Source organism: Algiphilus aromaticivorans DG1253 (assembly GCF_000733765.1).
GTDB classification, from domain to species: domain Bacteria; phylum Pseudomonadota; class Gammaproteobacteria; order Nevskiales; family Nevskiaceae; genus Algiphilus; species Algiphilus aromaticivorans.
Window position 1 is genome coordinate 779,932 of the sequence record NZ_JPOG01000001.1, and the last position, 22,415, is coordinate 802,346.

A 22,415-nucleotide genomic window follows, 5' to 3' on the forward strand; every position below is an offset into this window, starting at 1 on the left:
CGTCTCGCATGAAAATCGTGGAAAGGACGAAGGGCAGTTACCGGTCTGCTGCGTTGTTGGCGTTGGCTATCTGTGCCTTGTCACCGGTCCAGTCGGTTGGCGCGTATTGCGTTGCGGGCGTGGAAACCGACGCAGCCTTGCCGCGTCAGGAAATCACTATCGCGGGCGCGATCGCGGGCAGCTCGCCCACGCATGTCCTTGCACGCGCGGAAGGCATGCCCATCTCCGAAGCACTCAAACAGGCCGGGGGTCTCCGCCGGGACGCTTATCCGCTAGGCGCCCTGCTGTTCCGCCGCCTGCCCGAGATGGCGACAGCTCCGCGTGGCTCGCAGTCGTATGCGGACCTGTCTGCGGGCGCGTTGGAGGCCTTGCAGATCGTCATTTCCGGCCCTGCTTCGGGTGCGGCGCGCGATGCGCTCGTCGATGTGCTGCGCCGCGACCGTGGCTTTGCCCGTCTCCCGGTGGCCGTCGATATGCCGACAAGGCGTCGCTTCCCCGAGCGTGACGTGCTGCTACGCGCGGGTGATGTGCTGTTCATTCCGCAGCGCCCCAGCAACGTCGCAGTGATTGGTGCCGTCAAGTCACCTGGCGCCATCGCCTTCAGCACCGGCGCTTTGGCCGACGACTACCTCGACCGTGCCGGTGGCCTGCTGGAAGGCGCAAGCATGGAATCGGTCGGCGTCTATCTCCCGTCCGGCGGGCTGCGCGAGCTGGCAGTCAGCCCCTGGAAGTACCAGCCTCAAAACGTGCCGCCGGGTTCCATCATCGTTGTGCCTTACCGCAACGAGTCACTGCAGCGCTACGCCCGCGACGCGCGAGCACAACTGGCGCTCAATGAGCTTATGGCGGCCGACGGGGATCGCGGTGGGCGTGAAGGCGCGGCGGTGCTGTTGCCCCCGCTCGCCGAAGCAACCACCGCCTGCCCGGCACCGTGACGCGGCACCGAAGTAAGGAACTGCCGCGCCGAGCCCGGCTTGCTTCCGTCGCCTCCTTCGCCCTGGCTTTGCTTGCAGCTACTTCGGCCCCGGAAGCACAAAGCCAGGCCTGGGTAAACCAGTACGGTCAGGTCGGCCTCGCCCAGACGCCGACAGCGCGTGGCATGGGTACGGGCGCACTGGATTTCGGCTACGCGCAGTTCGACCCGTACCGAAGCTACACGCTGCATGCGCAGCCCTTCGATTGGTTGCAAGGCACCTTTCGCTTCACCGACGTCCGAAATCGCCGCTTCGCGACTAGCACGACGGGAGAAACCTTCACGGACAAGGGCTTCGACCTTCAGTTGCGGCTGTGGAAGGAGAGCGACCTGTTGCCGCAGGTTGCCGTCGGATTGATGGATTTCGGCGGCACTGGCCTTTTCTCCTCGGAGTATGTCGTTGCCAGCCGCCGCTACTACGACCTCGATTTCCACGTCGGTATCGGCTGGGGGCGACTGGGCAGCAGCGCCGATTTCGATAATCCCTTGGGCCTGGTGGCTGATCGTTTCGACAACCGCCCCCGCGGCTTCGAAGGCGGCCTTGAGAACACCGGCGAGTTGCAGCCGGAAACCTGGTTCCGTGGTGATACAGCGATATTCGGTGGTATTTCCTGGACTCCCAATCAGGGGCCACTCTCTCTCTATGCGGAGCTGGAGGGCAATGACTACCAGTCCGAGCGTGGCCCGAATCTGCCGGCATCCTCCCGCCTGAATTTCGGGCTGAACTATCGGGCCTGGGATGTGCTGGATCTCGGCCTGAGCTACCAGCGCGGCGAGACACTGACCTTTTCCGCCCACACGCATGGCCGCTTCGATGCGTCGCCGAAGCGTTCGCAGATGCACACGGGCGCCCCCCTCGCTGTGCGTTCCTACAGCACGGCGCTGGGCCGCCCGACGTCCCGCAAGATCGATCCGCCCACCGTCACCCGCATCACGCGCGAGCTGGCGCCCCAGGGTATCTACCTCCATGCCATGGACGATGATCAGGGCAGCGACACCCTGACTGTCTGGTTCGGGCAAGGGCGTGCCAATAGTCTTGCGCCTGCCGCAGGCCGGATCGCCCGATCAGTGCTGCGCTACACCGGGCGCGCCTATCAGGACTACACGCTGGTCGACGTCACCGGCGGCGCGGAAAGTGCGCGCTTCCGCTTCCCGCGCGCGGTCTTCCACCAGGCCGTGGCCGGCCCCGCTTCACCGGAAGAGCTCATCAGCTACCTGGAAGTGCAGGCGCCACGCACGGCGGGCTACAGCGAGGCGCGCTACCGGGATCTGCTGAGCTATCCGGCGTTCAGCCACAGCTTCTCGCCCCAGGCCCGCACCAATATCGGCGGGCCTGACCAGTTCGCGGTGGGGCAGTTGCTGCTTCGGGGCGCGGGTACGCTGCAGCTCACCAAGGGTTGGAGTTTCACCGGAGCTGTCGCACTTAACCTATTCGATAACATCGGCAATCGCCTGGGCACGCAGTTCCCGAGCGGTCTGCCCCGCGTGCGCAGCGACATCGGCCTGTACCAGCGCACCGGCAAGGACTACTACCTGGCCCAACTGGAGACCAACTACATCTTCCCCGTGGCCAGCGACTGGTATGGCCGCGTATCGGCAGGCATCTTCGAGGAAATGTACGGCGGTCTCGCCAGCGAGCTGCTTTACCGGCCGACCGGCGCGCGCTGGGCGGTGGGCGCGGAAGTCAACCGCGTGCGCCAGCGCGACTTCGATCAGCGCCTCACCTTCCGGGAGTACGAAGTCACTACCGGTCATCTCACCTACTACCACGAGCTTCCCTGGCAGAACGTACGAGCGGTCGTCAGCGCTGGGCGTTATCTGGCCGGTGATCTGGGCATGACTTTCGACTTCTCCCGCGGCTTCCGTAGCGGCGCGCGTTTCGGTGTCTTCGCCAGCTTTACGGACGTCTCCTCCGAGGAGTTCGGGGAAGGTTCATTCGACAAGGGCATCTATTTCAGCATCCCGCTGGACTTCTTCGGCCCGCGCAGCGCCAAGGGTGCCGCCACCTACATATTCCGGCCGCTGGTGCGTGACGGTGGGCAGAAGGTCACCGCCGGGCGCTCGCTCTACGACACGTTGCAGTATTCCCATACGCGGACGCTGCAGAACGAGCCGGAGGCCTGGCTGCGATGAAGCTTTCGGTGCGCAACAGTTTCCTGCTGATGGCCATGGTGCTGCTTGCTGGTTGCAGCACCACCAGGTCTGTAGTCGATGCGCTGTCGGCGCCTTTCTCGAAGGCGGTCGACTATCCGCCCGTGGCTACCGTGCCGCGGCTGGATTATCCTTACGCGCAAATCAGTGTGCGAATCGACGGCGGAACGCCGGGTCGCATGATGCTGGTCAGGGAGGAGAATGGCGTTCAGCAGTGGATGGCGGCCGACGGTTCGGCCATCTGGCTGGAAGGCTGGCGCATCCTCGCTACCCGTGGCCTGCCGGAGGACGCCGTCATCAACCAACCGATCTTCGCGACGCCGAACCTGCAGTCGCTGCTTTCCGGGGAAGCGCAATCGCTGGACCACGCGGCCTATGTAGCAGGCTCGGACGACGTGCTGGGTGAGACGCTTGTCTCTCGGCTATACCCTATCGGGCAGCCCACGCCAGTCCGCATTGGTGGTCAGGTGCGCCCGTTGCAGCGCGTCGACGAACGCGTTCAGCGCGAGGCTTCGGGGGGCCGCTACACCAATGTCATCTGGCTGGACCGAAGCTCGGGCCGCGTCGTGCGGCTTCAGCAGCGGATTCCGGGAACCCCTCATCGGGCCGATATCGTCTGGCTTTCCAGAAGCCCGGACGCCGGCCAAAACAGTAATCAGGACCCTGACGAGTGAATCAGTACCAAGACCCGCAAACGCAACAGGGAGCCATGCCCTTCCAGGCTGACGAGGACGAGATCGACCTGCGCCAGCTGTTGAAGACACTCTCCGAAGGCCGCCTGATCATCATCGGCTGCATTCTGGGGGCGCTGCTGCTCGCGGTTCTCTACGTCTGGGCTGCTGAGCGCGAGTACGAATCCAGCGCGCTGGTGCAGGTGGAGATGGAGAACAAGAGCTCGCTGGACGCAGCGCTCGGCGAGCTGCAAGGCGTGCTCGGTGGGCAGGAAACGCCGGTATCGGCCGAGATCGAGATTCTCAAAAGCCGCATGGTGGTTTCCAATGTGGTCGATCAGCTGCGCGAGTTCATTGTCGCCGAGCCACGGTATTTCCCGATCATCGGTCGTGCCTGGGCGCGTACTTTCGGCGGCGACGAGCCTGCAGATGCCTTCCTGGGCCTGCGGCAGTTCGCCTGGGGCGGCGAGCGCATCACGGTCACGAATCTGGAGGTTGGTCCTGAGCTGATCGGGAAGGAGTTGCGGCTGACCGCAGCAGGTGACGGCGAGTACCGGCTGACGGGGCCGGACGACCATGTTCTGATCGAGCGGGGACGGGAGGGCGAGTTGGAGCAACGCGCCACCCCTCTGGGGGTAGTGGTCATCTTCGTGCAAGAGATCGTGGGCCAGCCGGGCACGGAGTTCGTCGTGACGCGCCGTAGCCGCAACCGTGTCATGAGTACGCTTCAGCAGGAGCTCTCCGTGACTGAGCGCGGGCGCGACAGTGGCATCCTCTACATCACCGCGTCGGGCAGCTCGCCGAAGGAGGCCGCCGCGCGCGCCAACAAGCTCATTCAGGCCTATCAACGCCAGAATGTGGAGCGAAAGTCGCAGGAAGCACAGCAGACGCTCGACTTCCTCAACGAGCAGTTGCCCCAGGTCAAGCAGGATCTGGAAGCTGCCGAAGCCAAGCTCAACGAATACCGACTGCGCGAGGGCTCGGCCGATCTCACCAAGGAAACCGAGCTGGTGCTGGAGCGCAGCGTCACATTGGAGCAGCAGCGCACCGAGCTGGAGCAGAAGCGCCAGGAAGCCCTGCGCCGCTACACGGCGGATCACCCCGTCATCCAGACGGTCGACGCCCAGCTGGCGGATACCGAGCGCCGGATGGAATCGCTGCGCGGCGAGGTTAACCGGCTGCCTGAAACGCAGCAGGAGCTGCTGCGCCTGCAGCGCAACGTGGAGGTGAACACCGAGCTGTACACCTCCATGCTCAACTCGGCGCAGGAACTGCAGATCAAGCGCGCCGGAACCGTTGGCAACGTGCGCATCATCGACCTGGGCGTGGAACCCGAGGAAGCCGCGAGACCGCGTGGCGGTCTGGTGCTGGCGTTGGCCTTGGTGCTCGGCGGCATGCTGGGCGTCATGGCGGTCTTCCTGCGCCGGGCACTGCGCGAAGGTGTCAGCGACCCAACGGAAGTCGAGCAGAAGCTGGGCTTGGCGACTTATGCCGCCATCCCCTTCAGCGAGGAAGAGCGCAAGCTGGAGCGCCAGCAAAGGCGCCGCGCGCGCAAGCGCGGCGAATCGGTGGGGCTGTTGGTCGGCAATGCGCCGCAATCCATTACCGCCGAGTCGCTGCGCAGCCTGCGCACCTCGCTGCATTTCGCGTTGCTGGACGCGCCCAGCCGCGTCATCGCAGTCACCGGCCCGTCACCGGGTCTGGGCAAGTCCTTTCTGTCGCTCAACTTTGGTGCGGTGTTGGCCGAAGCCGGCAGCAAGGTCGCCGTCGTGGACGCCGACCTGCGGCGCGGCCACATGCACGAGCGGATGGGCATGCAGCGCAAGCCGGGTCTGGCGGATTACATCGCCAGCGATGCCAGCCTGCAGGACGTTATCCGCAGCGTCGAGAAGCACCCTGGGCTTGATTTCATCAGCGCCGGCACGGTCGCTCCGAACCCGGCCGAGCTGCTGCTGAACACCCGCTTCGAGGAGCTGCTGAACACCCTCGCAGAGCAATACGATTACGTCATCGTCGATACACCGCCGGTCCTTGCGGTGACCGACGCGGCTATCGTCGGCCGCCTGGCCGGCGCCACCCTGCTCGTGCTCAAGGAAGGCGAGCACCCGATGGCGATGATTGCCGACGCCGTCAACCGCCTGAAGCGAAGCGGCGTCACAGTGCGCGGCGTCGTCTTCAACCAGATGGGGGTCACTGCCGGGCGTTACGGCCGGCAGGGACGTTACGGCTACCGCTACGGATACACCTACCAGTACAGCTCGAAGGCATGATGAACACATCCAACAGACGCCTCGCCCCGGTCCGGATCCTCGCCGGTCTTCTCGTCGCCGGCCTACTAACGGGCCTCGCCGGCTGCTCGGTTCTGCCGGGTCTGAACGTGAATCCCGAATCGGACGCCGATCGCCGACAGGCCGCGTTGCCCTACACGCTGCTGCCGATCACGCCCTCGGTCATCCGGGAGCTTGAGGACCGCCAGAGTTCGCGCGCCCAGTTGCCGCTCGAAGGCTCTCTGCGCCCTGTCGAGGAAGTCCGGAATCGCGGCTACAGCTACCGCGTGGGTGCCGGCGACGTGCTCAATGTTGTCGTCTGGGAGCATCCCGAACTCACTAACCCGGGCAACGAGCTGCGCGATACGCAGAGCGCCGGGCGCCTGGTGGGGCCCGACGGCAAGATGTTCTATCCCTATGTCGGCAATTTCCAGGCAGCGGGCATGACCCTTGCCGAGATCCGTGATTACATCGCGGAGAATCTGCAGCGGGTTATCCGCACGCCGCAGGTGGACGTGCGCGTGCTGGAGTACCGCAGCCAGCGGGTCTTCGTCACCGGCGAGGTCGAACAACCCGGCGTCTCGGTCATCGACGACACCCCCCGCGGCATTCTCGACCTCATCAACGAGCATGGGGGCCTGCGCGAAACAGCCAGCCGCCGCCTCGCCGTACTGTCACGCGAAGATGAGTCGCACCTGATCAACCTGCATGCCCTTCATGCGCGTGGCGATACGCGCTACAACATCGCGCTCGAGCCCGGCGACGTTCTCCATATCCCGGACAATTCGGCGGACAAGGTCTTCGTGCTGGGAGAGGTCGAGGAGCAGGGCTCGGTACCCATCGACCGCAACTACATGTCTCTGACCGAGGCCATCGCCAGCGCTCGCGGCATGGACGCGCTGGCGGCCAACGACGCTTCGGTATTCGTCTTCCGCAGCGGCGTCCAGCCCGGTGTCAGCCAGCTCTGCGATTGCGAGCCGGAGGAAGCCCTGGTCTTCGGCCTGGATCTGAGCCGGGCGGACGGCATCCTTCTCGCCGAACGCTTCGAGTTGCAGCCGAGAGACGTCGTCTACGTATCAGCAACCGATTTCGCGCGCTACAACCGCGTCGTGAGCCAGATACTGCCGACCGTATCAACGCTTTTCCAGCTCGACCGCCTGGTCAACGATTAAAGCCGACGCTCAATCGAGCGCCAGCGTGACATCAATAAACATCCCTTCTCCCCGTGGGGGAGAAGGTGCCGCGAAGCGGCGGAAGAGGGGCGGGGGGCGAGGAGTCACGCCACGCACCAATAAAGTGCGCGACACGTCCGGTTCCAAAATGTCACATCGCTCCTGCGGCCGGTCGCTAGTTGGTGTACGGGTAAGTCGTCATGGCACCGGGAGACCGTGGCGTACGGGGTTGCCAGGGAGGCACCCAATGGCCGCCTGGGGAAGGGCGCAGCGTCCCGATTCATCGAAGAGTAAGCACCCCATTGGCACGTTAGCCGCCACGCAGCACCAGTAGCAGGGGCCGTCATCAGCGCGAAAAGTCACTTCGGCACAATTCTTGTTTCAGCTGTATGTCGAGAAAAAGGGGGGGGAGGCGTCATGCTTCTCCCCGCGGCGCCCAGAGCTTTGGCGACGCACGTAAGCTGAAATCTGGATTAGGAATTCACTCAACCTCCCCAAGTCATGGGGTTGCGCGTGCTGATGTTGCAGCGCATCATCGGCAAAGAGCGCAGGGAGTACTAGGGAGAAGCGCATAGTGGCGAAATATTTAGTTTGTGGCGGCGCCGGCTATATCGGCTCCCACATGTGCAAGCGTCTCCACGAGGCGGGTCATGAAGTGGTCGTCTGCGACGATCTCTCCACTGGCCACCTAGGCGCTTTGCAGTGGGGTTTGCATGCGTGCGGCTCACTTGAGGACGCCGCCTTCCTGCGCGAGCTTTTCGCCACTCACGACTTTGATGGCGTGCTGCACTTCGCCGCCCTGTCAGTCGTGGCGGAATCCATGCGCGACCCCCAGCGCTACTACGGCCACAACGTGGCCGCCACCTTGAACCTTCTGCGCGTCATGCGCGAGTTCGAGGTGAGCAAGCTCGTGTTTTCCTCTACCGCCGCCGTCTTCGGTGAGCCGCTGTCCCGCGTCATTGCGGAAGATCATCCTACCGTCCCAGTAAACCCTTATGGTCTGTCCAAGCTGATGGTGGAGCAGATACTGCGGGACAGTGCCCGTGCATACGGGCTGCGAGCAGTTGCCCTGCGCTACTTCAATGCTGCCGGCGCCGACCCTTCCGCGGTGATAGGTGAAGCCCATGATCCGGAGACCCACCTGATCCCCAAGCTGGTGCGCAAAGCCGCTGGGGAGGGTATGCAGGTGACGATCAATGGAACCGACTACCCGACCGAAGACGGCACCTGTATCCGCGACTACGTCCACGTGAACGACCTTGCGGAGGCGCATTTGCTCGCGCTGGATCACTTGGACAACGCGGTCGGTATGCATACCTTCAACCTGGGGAATGGCACCGGCCATAGCGTGAAACAAGTTGTAGACGCAGTGCAAGAAGTGACCGGCGTGGCGCTAGACATACCGGTTACCGGGCGTCGTCCCGGCGACCCGGCACATCTGGTAGCCGGGAGCAAGCGGGCTCGTGCGGTGCTCGGCTGGGAACCACGCTATACAAAGATTGCGGACATCATAGAAACGGCAGTTCGCTGGCATGGGACCGATAGCTTCCGTAACTGGATAGCCGAAGCAAGTGAGGCGGGCGATGCGGCCGCCGAGACGGTGCGGTTCGACGCACGTCAACAACAGCGGAAACAGGGCTAACCTCAATGGAGGGAAGCATCACTCGTAGCGTGGATGGCATCTCCTTGGATCGTCCGGCAGGGCGGGGGATCGTAAGAAACCCCTATCTGCAAAGCCGTAGAAAGAGACTCGTCGACATAGCTGGTGCCCTAGGTATTGGTGTGGTTTTTTCCCCAGTCATCGTTGCCCTTGTCTCGATCATGGCCTTTCAAAATGGTCCGATCATATTCGGTCATGAACGTGTGGGGCATCGCGGAAAGAAGTTCAGGTGTTACAAGTTTAGGAGTATGGTCCCTGATGCAGATCAGGTTCTTAGCGATTTGCTAGAGAATGACTCGGAAGCGCGTGCCGAATGGGAAAGGGATTTCAAGCTGAAACGGGACCCTCGCGTAACCAGAATAGGTAATTTCTTACGAAAGACAAGTCTCGACGAGCTTCCACAGCTTTGGAATGTGCTGAAGGGTGAGATGAGCTTGGTGGGCCCGCGGCCTATCGTGCGGGAAGAGCTCGCTCGTTACGGCAGGGGGGCGCGATTCTATCTGAACGCTCGACCGGGACTTACGGGGTTGTGGCAGGTTTCTGGCCGCAGTGACATCGATTACGGTCGACGGGTTGCGATGGATCGAACCTACTCAGAACGTGCAGGATTCCAGATGGATGTGAACATCATCGCCCGTACCGTTCTGGTTGTGCTCAAAGTAAAAGGGGCGTATTAAAAATAAGCGAGCGCACACCGGATCGTGCGCGGTTGTATGGCGTTATCTCACTGCCCTGACGCCACAAGGCGTTTTAAAAACTCTCAAGACATCTCCTAATGCATATCTTAGACACGGGCTTAGCGCGCCGTTCGAATCTGTTCAGAAAAAGCGCAGCCTACGGAATGCAGGTGCCGAGGGCCGGCCGAAGGTTGATAGGGAAGACCCGGGCGGGCAGTACTACGAATCGGCCGATAATAGTCAATTCCATACCTAAAAGCGGCACGCACCTCTTGATGCAGGTTGCTAGAGCGCTTCCCAACACACCATATTATGGTGCGTTCATCGCCCAGACGCCATCAATTTCCTTGCGGATGCGCACGGACAAGGAAATATGTAGGAAATTAAGTAGCGTAGTTCCTGGAGAGGTGGTTGGCGCCCATCTTCATCATTCAGAACCTGTCCGAGAAACGTTAACCGCACTAAATGCTGTTCATCTGATGATCGTGCGCGACCCCGTCGATATTCTATTGTCCGAGGCCCACTATCTCGGTAGCATGAACCGCTTTCATCGGATGGCTAGAGAGTTCAAAGGCCTGGGCGAAGAACAGCGGATTCAAATGGCGCTGCATGGATCGAAGCAAGTTCCATCGTTATTTCCGGAATTCCCCAATCGCATTAATCCGTATCTAGGTTGGTTGCGAGATCCATCCGTGATGGTCGTGCGCTATGAAGATATAAATGACTTGGAACGCAGACACAAAATTGTAGAAGCAATCGTCAAGAGATGGTATTCAGGCGATGATCTTGATGGCGAGAAGCTGCAGAGTCTGGTTGCGTCATGTGTTAACGCTATTAACCCTGAGAAATCGCATACAGCTAGCCGCCGCCGTTCATCGAGTAGCCGGGAAAAATTGAAGTCTCACGAACTCGTTGCGGATCTTCGTGACAGTCTCGGCTATCGATGAACGGCAGCGTCCATCAGAAGTATATCAATGTGGTCGCCATTGTACCCCCACCGCACAATGGTATGACTGCGGTATCTAGAAAGTTCGTGACAGAGCTATCGTCGCAATTTTCTACCAACGAGTTTCTGGTGAGCAAACCCGGATTTGTCAGAAGAGAACTCTGGCCAATCTACCGCCAGCTGGCTATATTTTCGAAGTTGATCGAGGCTCTGTGCAAGACGAAGGGCCCGATATATTTCGTTCTGGACTCTAACAAGGGCATTTGGGCCAATCTGTTGCTTCACTTGCCGTTGTTCATGTTCAGTAAAAGACCATTGATCTTGCATCATCATGTTTTCAGCTATTTGAATAGCCGTGATGCGAGAGTTGGATGGATATCTCATCTCCTCGGTGAGCGAGCGATGCATGTTGTCTTGTGCACTTGCATGCAGGAAAAACTGCAGACCCTGTACCCAGGTGCAAGAAATGCGATTGCTATAGGCAATGCCCGGTTCCTTAACATAGAAACAACACACCGCGAATCTGCGGCATTGAACAAGTTGGGATTTCTCGGCAACATTTCCCGCGAGAAGGGCGTTCACGTCTTCATGGATACTGTCAGGCGCCTTTCGGTTCTGGGGGTAACGTTGGAGGCAGAGATAGCTGGCCCGATTGCCGACAAAAGCGTTTGGAATGACATTGAAGCGTTCGTGAACGAAGCTCCGGATTCTCGATCTTACATTGGCCCTGTATACGGGGGCGATAAAGATCGGTTCCTTGCGGGAGTCGACGTGCTTTTGTTTCCCTCAGAGTATTCAAACGAAGCACAGCCTGTAACGATATTTGAAGGTATTGCTTCTGGTATGCCGGTTCTCGCGACAAATATAGGTTGCATACCAGAACAATTGCCAAAGGATTGGGTTTTTTCTCGAGCAGATTTCGTCGAAAAAGCGGCTCATTTGCTTGAAGAATGGTGCCGAATGCCTGCGAAGTTTTTTGCTGCCACCCAGGAAGCTTCCAGCCGATGGCGATCAGAGCAGTCAGAGGCGGTATTGCAGTATAACGATTTCGTAGAATTGGTTGATGCGCATTTGGCATAGCTGATTTTTATTCCCCGCAAGGAAAACATGAACGCAAAAAGAAGATCGGTTGATCGCGTTAAATTCATTATTGATTCTGTGACTGGTCGTTCAGTGCTGCATTTGGGGTGCGCTGATTGGCCTTACACGTTGAAGAAAATAGAAGATGGCGCGTTACTGCACGATGTCATAAATCTCCATGCAGCCAATGTCACAGGGTTCGACATATCGACTCCGGGCGTGAACGCTATGCTGGAGGCGGGATACAGCGATATCGTGTTAGGTAACGCTGAGGAGAGCCTTTATGCGCAGCTAGGCAAGACTTTCGACGTTGTGCTCGCCGGAGAAATAATAGAGCACGTCCTTAATCCGGGTTTGTTTCTTGAATCTATAAAATCGGTGATGGGCGATGACTCTCGATTGGTTATAACGACGCCGAATTACGCGGCTATTAAGAAGGTCGCCAGGGCTCCTCTACGAGAAATCGTCCACCCCGAGCATGTTTGCTATTTCTCCCCAAACACCCTTGCAGTATTGCTAGAGAGTGTAGGGTTGAACATTGAAGATGTTCAATATTATTGGGTCGCGCCGAGAAAAGCTTCAAGGGTCGCGAACTGGCTCTTGAATGTGTTTCCGCTATTTCGGCCATGGGCCGACGGTATCTGCGTGACCGCGACTCGAGCAGACTAAAGGAATGAGTCTTTCTCGTAAAATCCAGCGGCTTAAAAAAAGACTGGAAGAGACTGTCACGGCAAACGCTAGCGCGCGCGATAGTCGAGCGGAACGTCGCGGTATTGTCTTTGTTTGGGTCACCAGTCTCCCATATCATATCGACAGGGTTCTCTCGTTAGGCCCTGAGGCACACGGCATCTTTGTCGCTGAGAGATCGGAAACGTATGGAGGTATACAAGGTTCTACGCAATTGCCCGCGAACTGCGTATATTTGTTTCCCAGGAAATATGAAGATATTGGCGCGATAGAACGTTCGCTCAAGCTCGTTGTAGAATTATATAGACATCCGGGTAGCTGTATATTTGTATCGGGCTACAACAGACCGGAAGTGATGGTGTCGTCTATTATCTTCAGGATTTTTGGCCGTCCTGTTTTCGTAATGCAGGATTCGAGATACTCCGATAGGCCGCGGTCGTTAGTCCGGGAGCTAGGGAAAATGATCCTCTACCTCCCTTATAGTGGGGCGCTTGTGTCAGGTAAAGAGGCGTCGGATTATCTCCGTTTTCTTGGGTTCAGGCGCCGGCCGATTGCAGAGTTTGGTTACGATACAATTTCTTTGGATCGGATCAGGGGAGGGGCTTCTGCTTCGATGCCCCAGAATAGAGCGCCGTTTCTTTTTGTTGGAAGGTTGATTGAAAAAAAGGGTTTAGATTTTTTACTCCAAGTTTACGCAGAGTACCGACGCGTCGCGAAAAGCCCAAGAGATTTGCGCGTGCTGGGTGATGGCCCTGAACGTGATAAGTGCGAAGAACTCGTATCATTTTACGCAATAAATGAGGTCCATTTCTTGGGAGCGGGTGGGCAAAGCGATGTTGCTGCCGAGATGGCTACAGCTCACGCTTTACTTGTACCGAGTAAATATGAGGAATGGGGCCTAATTGTCAATGAGGCCCTGGCATTCTCTCTCCCGATTATCGTTTCGTCGACAGTTGGAGCTAGTAAAGAACTCGTAAGAAATCTGGTTAATGGGATTATCGCTTCACCTAATGATGCGAATGAATGGATTGCGGCATTGCTTTCGGTCGACGAAGATGAGGCCCTTTACAAAAAGCTGGTCTCCGGGGTGAGCGAGTCGGCACAGAAGGCGGATGTGGTAGAGTTCCGGCGCGCGGTTTTGAATTTAGTCGCAGGAAATCGCGATTAAAAGCCCAATTCTACTGGGGAGTCGGCTCAATCAGTCGACTAGGAGTTTGCTTCAATGATAAAGAGATGGGTGCGTACATGAATCTACGCTGGACGTTACGACGGTTGCGGGCTTATATCGGTAGGCCGCGAACCGAAATCCAGATAAAAGCAGTTTCGCTAGATGATGGGGATCGATGCAAGAATCCGATATTTCTTATTGGAGTTCATCGTTCCGGTACAAGCTTGACCCGTAGGATACTGAACAGCCATCCATCCATTGCTTGCCCGCCGGAAAGTTTCTTTTTCTCGCATTTTGTTGAAATGATGGCGGACCCGTTAACTTACGCCGGCTTTCGTGGCTTGGGTTATGAAGACCAGGCAGAAGTTGACAAGTGTCTTGCAAAGCTGGCCTCAGTTCACCATGAGCAATACCGTATTGCTTGCGGGAAGGCCCGTTGGGCGGACAAGACACCACAGTACACGGCTATTATTCCCCAACTTGGCAGATTGTTCGGCTCTCGCGCGCAGTTTGTATTGTTGTATCGACATCCTTACGACATTGTTCATTCCATTTATTCGCTTGGATGGGAAATGGGTGAGGGCGGAAGAGATAGATTCGAAAATAATGTGCTTTATGTTCGTGAGCGGCTGTCGATGATGCTTGATTTTGAACGGACAAGCACGCAAGGGGTCCACCGGATAAAGTATGAAGAGTTGGTTGCGAACCCTGAGGCTGAGCTGAAGGCGACTTGCGACTTTTTGGGTGAAGAATATTGCGATTCCATGCTTGATTTTAATAGCGGCAATCACAATGTAGGAACAGAGGATTCGCAAGTTCGTGGCACATCGAAATTCCAGTTGAGCTCAAACAATTGGGGTGATCTGTCGTTCGATAAGATGAGAGTTCTAAAGGAACATTTGTCGGATATTGTTTCAGAGCTGGGTTACTAATAGCGACCTATTGTTCGATGCCTTCAAAAGAGATTAATTAATGCTGCGTTATCCAGACTTTCTGATTGTAGGTGCCATGAAGGCTGGCACAACGACGCTTCACGCTGATCTCGGGCTTCACCCCTCTGTGTATACGAGTGACCTTAAAGAGCTCGCATTCTTTTCAAGCGAAGCATGTCTTGAGAGTGGGAATCAGAGATTATACAAGCGACACTTTGAAAAGGCAGCTTCGGATCAAATATGCGGAGAAGCATCAACTCAATACACGAAGATTCCGCAGTTCACCGGTTCGGCTGAGCGTGCGGCATCGATCGTTGGTCCCGACCTAAAAATTATATACGCGGTGAGGGAGCCTCTAGACAGAATAGTAAGTCATTATGTTCATGAATTTTCGCGTGGCGCGACAGATTTATCGATCGACGATGCGGTGCGTTCGGACAAGCGGTATATAGCTTTTAGCTCTTACTACCAGCAGATAAAACCCTGGGTTGGAGCGTTTGGAAGAGGCAATGTAGCTATTGTCGTTTTTGAAGAGTACATGCGGAACAGGGGGCGCGGCCTTCGCCAGCTGTGTGATTTCTTGGGGATTGATTCTTCCGTGCTTGAAAACCGCGGCGCCGAAGAGTTGAAAAGTCACTTAAATCATGGATCAGCGCAGTACAGGGTCGAGGGTGCGTTTGCGAAGCTCATTACAACGCGATCTTACCGCGCCGTGAGGCGATATGTCCCGGAGAATATAAGAAAGAGAGTCCAACGAGCTGTTGGAAGAAGGCGAATTCCGAGCGACGTCAATCTCTCGCTGGCTACGCGTTCTCTGGTGACGCAAGAAATATTGGCGGATCAATATAGTTTTATAGACCTCTTAGGTATCGATTCCGACGGGTTATGGGAGCAGTGGAGGGGTGGGGGCGCTATCGACAGCGGGGTAAAATCTATTAGCCCAGTGCTAACTGCGCGTCCGACGCATTGAACATTATTTATTAATCATGAGTGCTAACGGCGATCAGATGCAGGACGTAACAAAGCACGGTCATGGCAGCGCGGCGCCGTCTTACCGGGTGCCCTTGTTGGCTTGTGTTGTTTTATTGATCGGCCTGGGCTTTACGCTGAATTTCACGTCAAGCGAATCAAATAGCCCCTTAGCACTGATATTTTTCACCTTGAACGGATCGTTTTTTGGCCTGATGCTGAGCCGGAGCCTTTCCCGGCAGCCAATCTCGTTCGAAACCATGGCCTGGTACTTTGCTTTTGTCTTTTTCTTTCTTGTTCCGCTTGCCCAAGCGATTAGTGGTAACTGGAAATGGTTTGAAGCCAGCAACCTGTCCGATGGTATCTTACTGAGCTATGTCAACCTCTACATCCTTTCGGCTTTCACTGTTTTCTTCTTCGCTTACAACGTCGCGAAGAGGAGGTTCCAGCGTCGGTATTTTGATCCGCATAAGCATTTTTACTATTGGGTGCCATGGAGAACGTTCATAGTTGGCAGTGGTTTCCTGTGCCTGCTCCTTTTATATGCGGCAGATTTTGGTGGTATAGAGTCCTTGATCTCGAGGTCGGCCAGAGGCGAGTCGGTTGATATGACGGTAGGAGAGCAGTCAGACCAAAGAGCTATCCTTGTTATAGGGAATAATATCGCTCGCCCGGGTCTGCTTTTCTTTGCGCTGATAACATTGTTTCTTCCGTCTATTGCTAGAGACAGGCGTTTTGGGGGGTGGGCTACTTTGGGTCCATTTTCTTTTGTCTTTTTTGTTTTCGCTATTTTAGCAAACCTACCGACAGGACCGGCGCGCTACTACGTATTATCTTTGGCTATGCTTATTTTGGCTTTTGTCTTTAGATCTCAGTCTGTGAGAGCTGGCGTAATGCTCATGTTCTTGACGCTCGGTATTTACATATCGAGTATTTTAGACCGCTTGCGGTATACTGGCTGGGACTTGATGGGCTTGTTTCAGTTCAATACAGATTACTTTTTTGTTGGGCATTTTAATAGCTTTGAAACTGTCGCGCATTGCGTGCTCTGGGTGAAGGAGAAAGGGGTATCGTTCGGCGCGGAACTTCTTGGTGTTGTATTGTTTTGGGTTCCAAGGTCTCTTTGGCATGGTAAACCGCAGACGCCGAGCGTGGAGTTCTCGTCTGGATACTTGTATCCGCAATATGGGTTTGAAATCCATAATGTCGGGCTTTCGACTCTCGGTACTTTTTATAACTCTTTCGGTATCATCGGGGGGCTGATTTTTGGTCTAATTATGGGTGTTTATGCGGGCTTTATGGATGGTAGATTTTCAGGTGTTCATGCATCCTATAAGACGAGCCGCGAGCAATTACAGCACGCGCTCCCTTCATTAACCCTATATCCTTTCCTGGCGGGCGCGTTCTTCATGTTGTTACGCGGGCAAGTATGGATGGGGTTCCAGTGGAGTGTTTCTATAGCTATCAGCTACTTCTTGATTAGAAAAATAGCTGTGCGCCGGGCTCGAGTCTGTCCAGTTAATTAACAAAAGGCCATCAATGTTAGTTCGCAACCAGGTTTTGAGGAGAATGTACGAATTTACTGCACCCCTTCGGCGAGGCGTTCCTGTTCGAACGAGAAAGATTGCAAAGTTCGAGTTGTATCGCGCCCTTCATATGGCAGGGTTCAGGCCGTCACCTTCTCTTCGAGGGCTTTCTGAGAAATTCGATGGATTCCTGCTGCCTGCTTATCGAAAAGGGTTTTTTATAGAAGCTGGTGGCAACGATGGCTTTAGCCAGTCTAATACTTATCACCTCGAGAAGTATTACGGTTGGAACGGTCTCCTTATAGAGCCTGTACCGTGGCTCGCGGATCTCGCAGAGAAATTCAGAAATGCTACAGTTGAGCGGGTAGCACTCGGACGGGCGGGGACGGCGGAGTCAACTATCCGCATTACAGAAGATGATCTGAAGAGTAAGGCGTTTGTTGAAGGGCAGTCGGGCGGTTTAGAAGTGCCAGTCCGGCCGTTATCCGAAATCCTCAATGAAAAAAAAGTTTTCGAATGCGATTTTTTCTCGCTCGATGTTGAGGGCTTTGAATGTGAAGTTCTCTCTGGGGTGGATTTCGAGAGCTGCAAGTTCCACAATATTCTTATAGAGACTAGTGATATTGGTTCTTTGCCTATTCCATGGTCCATGTTTGAGAAGCCTTTGCAACTCACCCATCACGATTATCTGCTCGTCGGAAAAAAGGATTGACCTAGTGTTGCCCCTGTGGGGGCATGGTGGAATGAGCGAGGGGCTCTTGATTAGAGAGCATATTGAGGGCTCGCTGCTCATCCTCGGGCTTTTTTAGAGCCGTCTACATGGCGGCTGCTTTTATTTTGATGAGCTCGAATGGATAGTTTGCGGTATCAATGCGTGAATGTTTTTCGAGTGCCCACGGTTGTGATTAATATGTCTCGGTGTGCCTATCTTTCTTCACAATTCAGATTTTGTGATTTTGGTGGATGTGAGATTAATGAGTCCCGTAGACGAGCGTTCAGTTCCTTTTTAGTTGCGATGAACGGTTAAGTTGATGTTATACCATCTAAGAAAGTTTCGGTCGATAATAAATGTTAAGCAAGAGTATATACTCCGTCGAGCGGGGTATTCCGTATTGCCAGCCAAAAAGTCATTAACTCCAGCTGTTGTACACGCGTGCACCTGGAAAACTGGGAGTCAATGGGTTCGCCTTGTCCTGTCGGATCCGCGAATCTACATGAATACTGGTCTTACGCCCTACTTTTTTCCTAGCATGTTGGAGTCGGCTAAAGGCGGGCAGAGGTTCCGTATTCCATCCCGTAGTATCGTGACCAGTGCGATGATCGACTATGAGAGCTATAGCGATTTCCTGAAGCCGCCGGGAACGCGGCCATTTTTTGTCGTGAGGGATCCTCGCGATCTTGTTATCTCAAGATATTATTCGGCTCGTTATTCTCATCCGGACAATAAAGGTATTTTAGAGGTAAGAAAAGTGCTCGAATCGATGAGCGAGGAAGACGGTATAATTTATACCATTCGAGAGCGGTTTGAGCCCATTGCAGTCCGTATCAATAGCTGGTATGAGGCTGGAGAAATAGAGGGTGTTCCAATCGTGCGCTTCGAAGCTCTCACTGGGGAAAAGCAAGTGACGGTTTGGACTGGACTGCTAGACCGCCTTGGTATGACTGTGGGCCCTGATGTTGTAGAAAAGGTTCTTTCATTTTACAGCATGAAAAATATGCGTCCGCCAGGAACTAATAAGTCTATAAAGTCGGCTAAGTATAGGAGCGGAGAGTCGGGAGAGTGGCGAGAGCATTTCACACCCGCGGTATCAGATGCATTCTATTCGCTTTATGGGGATCTCCCTAGCAAGCTTGGCTATGAGTAGTCGTCTTTGAATGCGGATAATAGAGTGATAGCGGGAGCCGTAACCTGGCTGGTTCCTGCGCGCCTGATTTACACCGCTTCGCAATGGGGAATGCTGAGTTCGGTTGCTTGGTTCACCGATCCGGAAACAGTCGGTGCGTATGGCTTGGCATTGGGGGTCGTCACGCTTGTATATCGTTGCTTCGAATTTGGAATGGGGCAGGCTGCTAATGTAGATCACAATCGGGCCGCCTTGGACTCAGAGTATTACTCTTTACGCGTTCTTTTTACGTCGACGGGGTTTCTTGTATGTGTTGGCATTGCTCTGCTGTATTACCAAGGGTCATTTTCTGGGCTTTTGATTTTGTCTTTAGCGGTTCCGAAGGGGATTGAGGCTTACTCGGTTCTTATTTATGCATTTCAGCGTCGTGCGAATAAAACGCACTACATGGCGCAATCTCTTATTCTTCGAGGTGTTTCTGGTGTTTTAGCGTTCGCTTGTGTTTTGTACTTCTCTCGTAGTTTGGTCGTGGCGCTGCTTGCTCTAGCGTTAGTATGGTTGATGATTGCTGTTTGTTTCGACCGAATCCGTGATCAGAGCGATATTACAGGCAGTCGGTTTCGTGTGCTTGTTTCCTTCGCGCGGGGCGTCGCGTTAAGAGATGAATATTTTGACAAAGCTATAGTCTTAACGATCAAGTTGCTGCCGTTAGCTGTTGCTGGAGCTGCAGCTTATGCCACCGGAGTGGTCCCTCGAATCTTGCTTGATGGGACTCATGGAATGGCTGTTATCGGGGTCTTTACTGTATTATTTTACCCGATGCAAGCAGGTAATATGGTCTTTTCTGCAGTTGAGTCAGCTACTCTTGGACCGCTTTCTGCGAGTCTGCAGAAAAAGGACTGGGTCCAGTCCATGAGTATATTTATTCGCCTTATTGCGTTCGTCTCCACTTTTTGTGCTTTAGGTGTTGTGTTTGTGTATTTTCTTGGGGGGTGGGCCTTAAATGTATTCTATGGCCCAGATTACTCAGGTTATAAGGGCGCATTCTTTTTGCTGGCTATTGCGTGGGTGCCGAGGTATCTTGGTTCGTCAATAAAGTGCATTGCTATCGGCTTGGAGTATTTTCGTGCTGCACTGTGGGCGCAAGTCGCTATGTTTGCTGTAGGCTTGTTGACGGCATTATTGTGGATTCCTGACTATGGTTTATATGGAGCTATATATTCTATCGCAGCTGCACACTGTGCTTTCTTGATATCGAGTGTGGTTGTTTCAGGAGTTTCCGTTCATCGGGTTTATCATTGAGTGTTTCTTGTTTCATTATAGGGGAGCGCTGCTAACTATACGGATGGGGCGTTGGGTTGGATTCCTAGAGTTATGGTTTTCAATGTATATTGAGCGATTATGATTTATTGGGTTCAGGCGCGGTTGCCGTTCCGTATTTCGTCGGATCTTGAGGTGGTGTAATTGAAACGGGCATTAATAACTGGTGTTACGGGGCAAGATGGCGCTTACCTGGCCGAGTTTCTCCTTCACAAAGGCTACGAGGTCCACGGGATTAAGCGCAGGGCCTCACTGTTCAATACGGATCGGATTGATCACCTTTATCAGGATCCACACGAGGACAAGCGTCGGTTCATCTTGCATTACGGCGATCTCACCGATGCAACGAATCTGATCCGCATCATCCAGACCGTGCAGCCGGACGAGATCTACAACCTCGGGGCGCAGAGCCATGTGGCAGTGTCCTTTGAGAGCCCGGAGTACACGGCGAACTCGGATGCGCTGGGGACGCTGCGCATCCTGGAGGCGGTGCGGATCCTCGGGTTGGAGAAGAAGACGCGGGTCTACCAGGCCTCGACGTCCGAACTCTACGGCAAGGTCCAGGAAATACCGCAGAAGGAGACGACGCCCTTCTATCCGCGCTCGCCCTATGCGGTGGCCAAACTGTATGGCTACTGGATCACGGTGAACTACCGCGAGTCCTATGGCATGTATGCCTGCAACGGGATTCTCTTCAATCACGAGTCGCCCTTGCGGGGCGAGACCTTCGTTACCCGCAAGATCACGCGCGCGATGGCGCGGATCTTCCTCGGGCTGCAGGAATGTCTCTACCTCGGGAACATGGATTCGCTGCGCGATTGGGGCCACGCTCGCGATTACGTAGAGATGCAGTGGCTGATGCTGCAGCAGGATGAGCCGGAGGACTTCGTTATCGCTACCGGCCGCCAGTATTCGGTGCGGGATTTCGTCAATGCGGCTGCGAGCGAACTCGGCATGAAGCTTCGCTGGGTAGGCACCGGGGTCGACGAAGTGGGGTATCTGGAGTCGGCGGGCGAGGGATGTGTGGTCGCCCCTGGGGCACGAATTGTGGCGGTTGACTCGCGATACTTCCGACCGGCGGAAGTGGAAACGCTGTTGGGTGATGCGACCAAGGCGCGCGAGAAGCTGGGTTGGACGCCGAAGATCACCTTCGAAGAGCTTGTCGCGGAAATGGTGCGTGAAGACCTGAACAGTGCTCGTAGGGATGATCTGGTCCGCAACGCCGGTTACAAGTCCTTCGACTACCACGAGTGATGATGCAACAGGATTCGAGAGTTTTCGTTGCCGGCCACCGCGGTTTGGTGGGGTCGGCGATCTGCCGCAAGCTGCAGGCGGAGGGCTACTCGGGCGTGCTGACGCGGTCGCGCAGTGAGACCGACCTGACCGACCCGGGCGAGGTTCGGCACTTCTTCGCGGAGTCGCAGCCGGAGTACGTGTTCCTCGCAGCGGCCAAGGTCGGTGGGATCCACGCCAACGACAGTGCGCCTGCGGATTTTTTGCGCGACAACCTGCAGATCCAGCTCAATGTGATTGATGCCGCGTACCGGGCTGGGGTGAAGAAGCTGGTATTTCTGGGCTCCTCCTGCATCTACCCGAAGCACGCGCCGCAGCCGATGAAGGAAGAGCATTTGCTGACGGGGCCGCTGGAGCCGACCAACGAGTGGTACGCGATCGCCAAGATCGCCGGCATCAAGCAATGCCAAGCTTACCGTCGGCAGTACGGCTTCAATGCCATCAGCCTGATGCCCACGAATCTCTATGGGCCGGGCGATAACTTCGACCTGCAGAATTCCCATGTGCTGCCGGCGTTGATCCGGAAATTCCACGAGGCGCGGGAGGCCGGCGAAGCCACCGTGACGGTATGGGGTTCCGGCATGCCGCGGCGCGAGTTCCTGCACGTGGATGATCTGGCCGATGCCTGCTTGTTCCTGATGCAGCACTACGACGGCGAGGACATCGTCAATATCGGCTGGGGGGAGGATCTGAGCATCGCCGAGTTGGCCGCGATGGTGAAGGAAGTCGTCGGCTTTGAGGGCGAGATCGTCTATGACAGCGATAAGCCGGATGGCACGCCGCGCAAGCTGATGGATACCAGTCGCCTGACGGGGCTGGGCTGGCGGCCGAGCATCGGCTTGCGGGAAGGTCTGGAGCAGACCTACCGGTGGTTTCTGGAGAATCGCGAGGCGATCCGGGCGTAGTTCGATAGCGTGCGGGTGAGTCAGGCGTGTCCGATTGGGGAGAAGTCGCGATGTCCGCCCCTCATCCGGCGCTGCCGCGCCACCTTCTCCCGCGGGGAGAAGGGACAGCAGCCCGGTCTTGCCAATATGGGATTGCCGTTCCGAGGCGAGGCGAAAGCCGGCCTCCCGATCCGC

The 22,415-nt window shown here is 55.9% G+C and carries 19 protein-coding genes; all 19 read left to right on the forward strand.

Annotated features, from left to right (window positions below):
- Positions 1-8: 8 nt before the first annotated feature.
- Entirely contained in the window at positions 9-935 is a 927-nt protein-coding gene (locus tag U743_RS03620; protein ID WP_084191327.1) for an SLBB domain-containing protein, read from the forward strand.
- On the forward strand, positions 932-3,106 hold the full coding sequence (locus U743_RS03625; RefSeq protein WP_269530554.1) for a YjbH domain-containing protein: 2,175 nt from the start codon (positions 932-934) through the stop codon (positions 3,104-3,106). The genes U743_RS03620 and U743_RS03625 overlap by 4 nt, the downstream gene beginning before the upstream one ends.
- Positions 3,103-3,798: a YjbF family lipoprotein gene (locus tag U743_RS03630; RefSeq protein ID WP_043765579.1), complete on the forward strand. Its 696-nt coding sequence runs from the start codon at positions 3,103-3,105 to the stop codon at positions 3,796-3,798. Before U743_RS03625 ends, U743_RS03630 begins: the two co-directional genes overlap by 4 nt.
- On the forward strand, positions 3,795-6,065 hold the full coding sequence (locus U743_RS03635; RefSeq protein ID WP_198021910.1) for a polysaccharide biosynthesis tyrosine autokinase: 2,271 nt from the start codon (positions 3,795-3,797) through the stop codon (positions 6,063-6,065). The genes U743_RS03630 and U743_RS03635 overlap by 4 nt, the downstream gene beginning before the upstream one ends.
- Positions 6,066-6,172: 107 nt before the next feature.
- Entirely contained in the window at positions 6,173-7,234 is a 1,062-nt protein-coding gene (locus tag U743_RS03640; protein ID WP_198021911.1) for a polysaccharide biosynthesis/export family protein, read from the forward strand.
- A gap of 574 nt (positions 7,235-7,808) precedes the next feature.
- Entirely contained in the window at positions 7,809-8,876 is a 1,068-nt protein-coding gene (gene galE, locus U743_RS03645; RefSeq protein WP_156966317.1) for a UDP-glucose 4-epimerase GalE, read from the forward strand.
- A 5-nt stretch (positions 8,877-8,881) separates the two neighbouring features.
- Positions 8,882-9,571 (forward strand): sugar transferase, encoded by a 690-nt coding sequence (locus tag U743_RS18595; protein ID WP_084191330.1) that lies wholly within the window; start codon positions 8,882-8,884, stop codon positions 9,569-9,571.
- A 164-nt stretch (positions 9,572-9,735) separates the two neighbouring features.
- Positions 9,736-10,518 carry a sulfotransferase domain-containing protein gene (locus U743_RS19015; protein WP_269530717.1) on the forward strand — a complete coding sequence of 261 codons (783 nt, stop codon included), beginning with the start codon at positions 9,736-9,738 and terminating at the stop codon, positions 10,516-10,518.
- Positions 10,515-11,597, forward strand: coding sequence for a glycosyltransferase family 4 protein (locus U743_RS18600; RefSeq protein ID WP_084191331.1), 1,083 nt, complete (start codon positions 10,515-10,517; stop codon positions 11,595-11,597). The genes U743_RS19015 and U743_RS18600 overlap by 4 nt, the downstream gene beginning before the upstream one ends.
- A 27-nt stretch (positions 11,598-11,624) precedes the next feature.
- The gene (locus tag U743_RS18605) at positions 11,625-12,266 is read left to right on the forward strand and encodes a class I SAM-dependent methyltransferase (RefSeq protein WP_084191332.1); all 642 of its coding nucleotides are present in this window, start codon (positions 11,625-11,627) and stop codon (positions 12,264-12,266) included.
- 478 nt (positions 12,267-12,744) lie between these two features.
- Positions 12,745-13,452, forward strand: a complete 708-nt coding sequence (locus tag U743_RS19255) for a glycosyltransferase (RefSeq protein ID WP_198021912.1) — start codon at positions 12,745-12,747, stop codon at positions 13,450-13,452.
- A 77-nt stretch (positions 13,453-13,529) separates the two neighbouring features.
- Positions 13,530-14,384: a sulfotransferase family protein gene (locus tag U743_RS18615; RefSeq protein WP_198021913.1), complete on the forward strand. Its 855-nt coding sequence runs from the start codon at positions 13,530-13,532 to the stop codon at positions 14,382-14,384.
- Between the two features lie 40 nt (positions 14,385-14,424).
- Positions 14,425-15,354 (forward strand): sulfotransferase family protein, encoded by a 930-nt coding sequence (locus tag U743_RS18620; RefSeq protein WP_084191335.1) that lies wholly within the window; start codon positions 14,425-14,427, stop codon positions 15,352-15,354.
- A 16-nt stretch (positions 15,355-15,370) separates the two neighbouring features.
- Positions 15,371-16,879, forward strand: coding sequence for a hypothetical protein (locus tag U743_RS03650; protein ID WP_156966319.1), 1,509 nt, complete (start codon positions 15,371-15,373; stop codon positions 16,877-16,879).
- A gap of 43 nt (positions 16,880-16,922) precedes the next feature.
- Positions 16,923-17,591 (forward strand): FkbM family methyltransferase, encoded by a 669-nt coding sequence (locus U743_RS18625; RefSeq protein ID WP_198021914.1) that lies wholly within the window; start codon positions 16,923-16,925, stop codon positions 17,589-17,591.
- Between the two features lie 604 nt (positions 17,592-18,195).
- Positions 18,196-18,744, forward strand: a complete 549-nt coding sequence (locus U743_RS18630) for a sulfotransferase domain-containing protein (RefSeq protein ID WP_198021915.1) — start codon at positions 18,196-18,198, stop codon at positions 18,742-18,744.
- Between the two features lie 24 nt (positions 18,745-18,768).
- Entirely contained in the window at positions 18,769-20,025 is a 1,257-nt protein-coding gene (locus U743_RS19020) for a lipopolysaccharide biosynthesis protein (RefSeq protein ID WP_156966320.1), read from the forward strand.
- Between the two features lie 162 nt (positions 20,026-20,187).
- The gene (gene gmd / locus U743_RS03655; RefSeq protein WP_043765584.1) at positions 20,188-21,297 is read left to right on the forward strand and encodes a GDP-mannose 4,6-dehydratase; all 1,110 of its coding nucleotides are present in this window, start codon (positions 20,188-20,190) and stop codon (positions 21,295-21,297) included.
- Between the two features lie 2 nt (positions 21,298-21,299).
- Positions 21,300-22,241, forward strand: coding sequence for a GDP-L-fucose synthase (gene fcl / locus U743_RS03660; protein ID WP_043770970.1), 942 nt, complete (start codon positions 21,300-21,302; stop codon positions 22,239-22,241).
- The last annotated feature ends 174 nt before the right edge of the window (positions 22,242-22,415 follow it).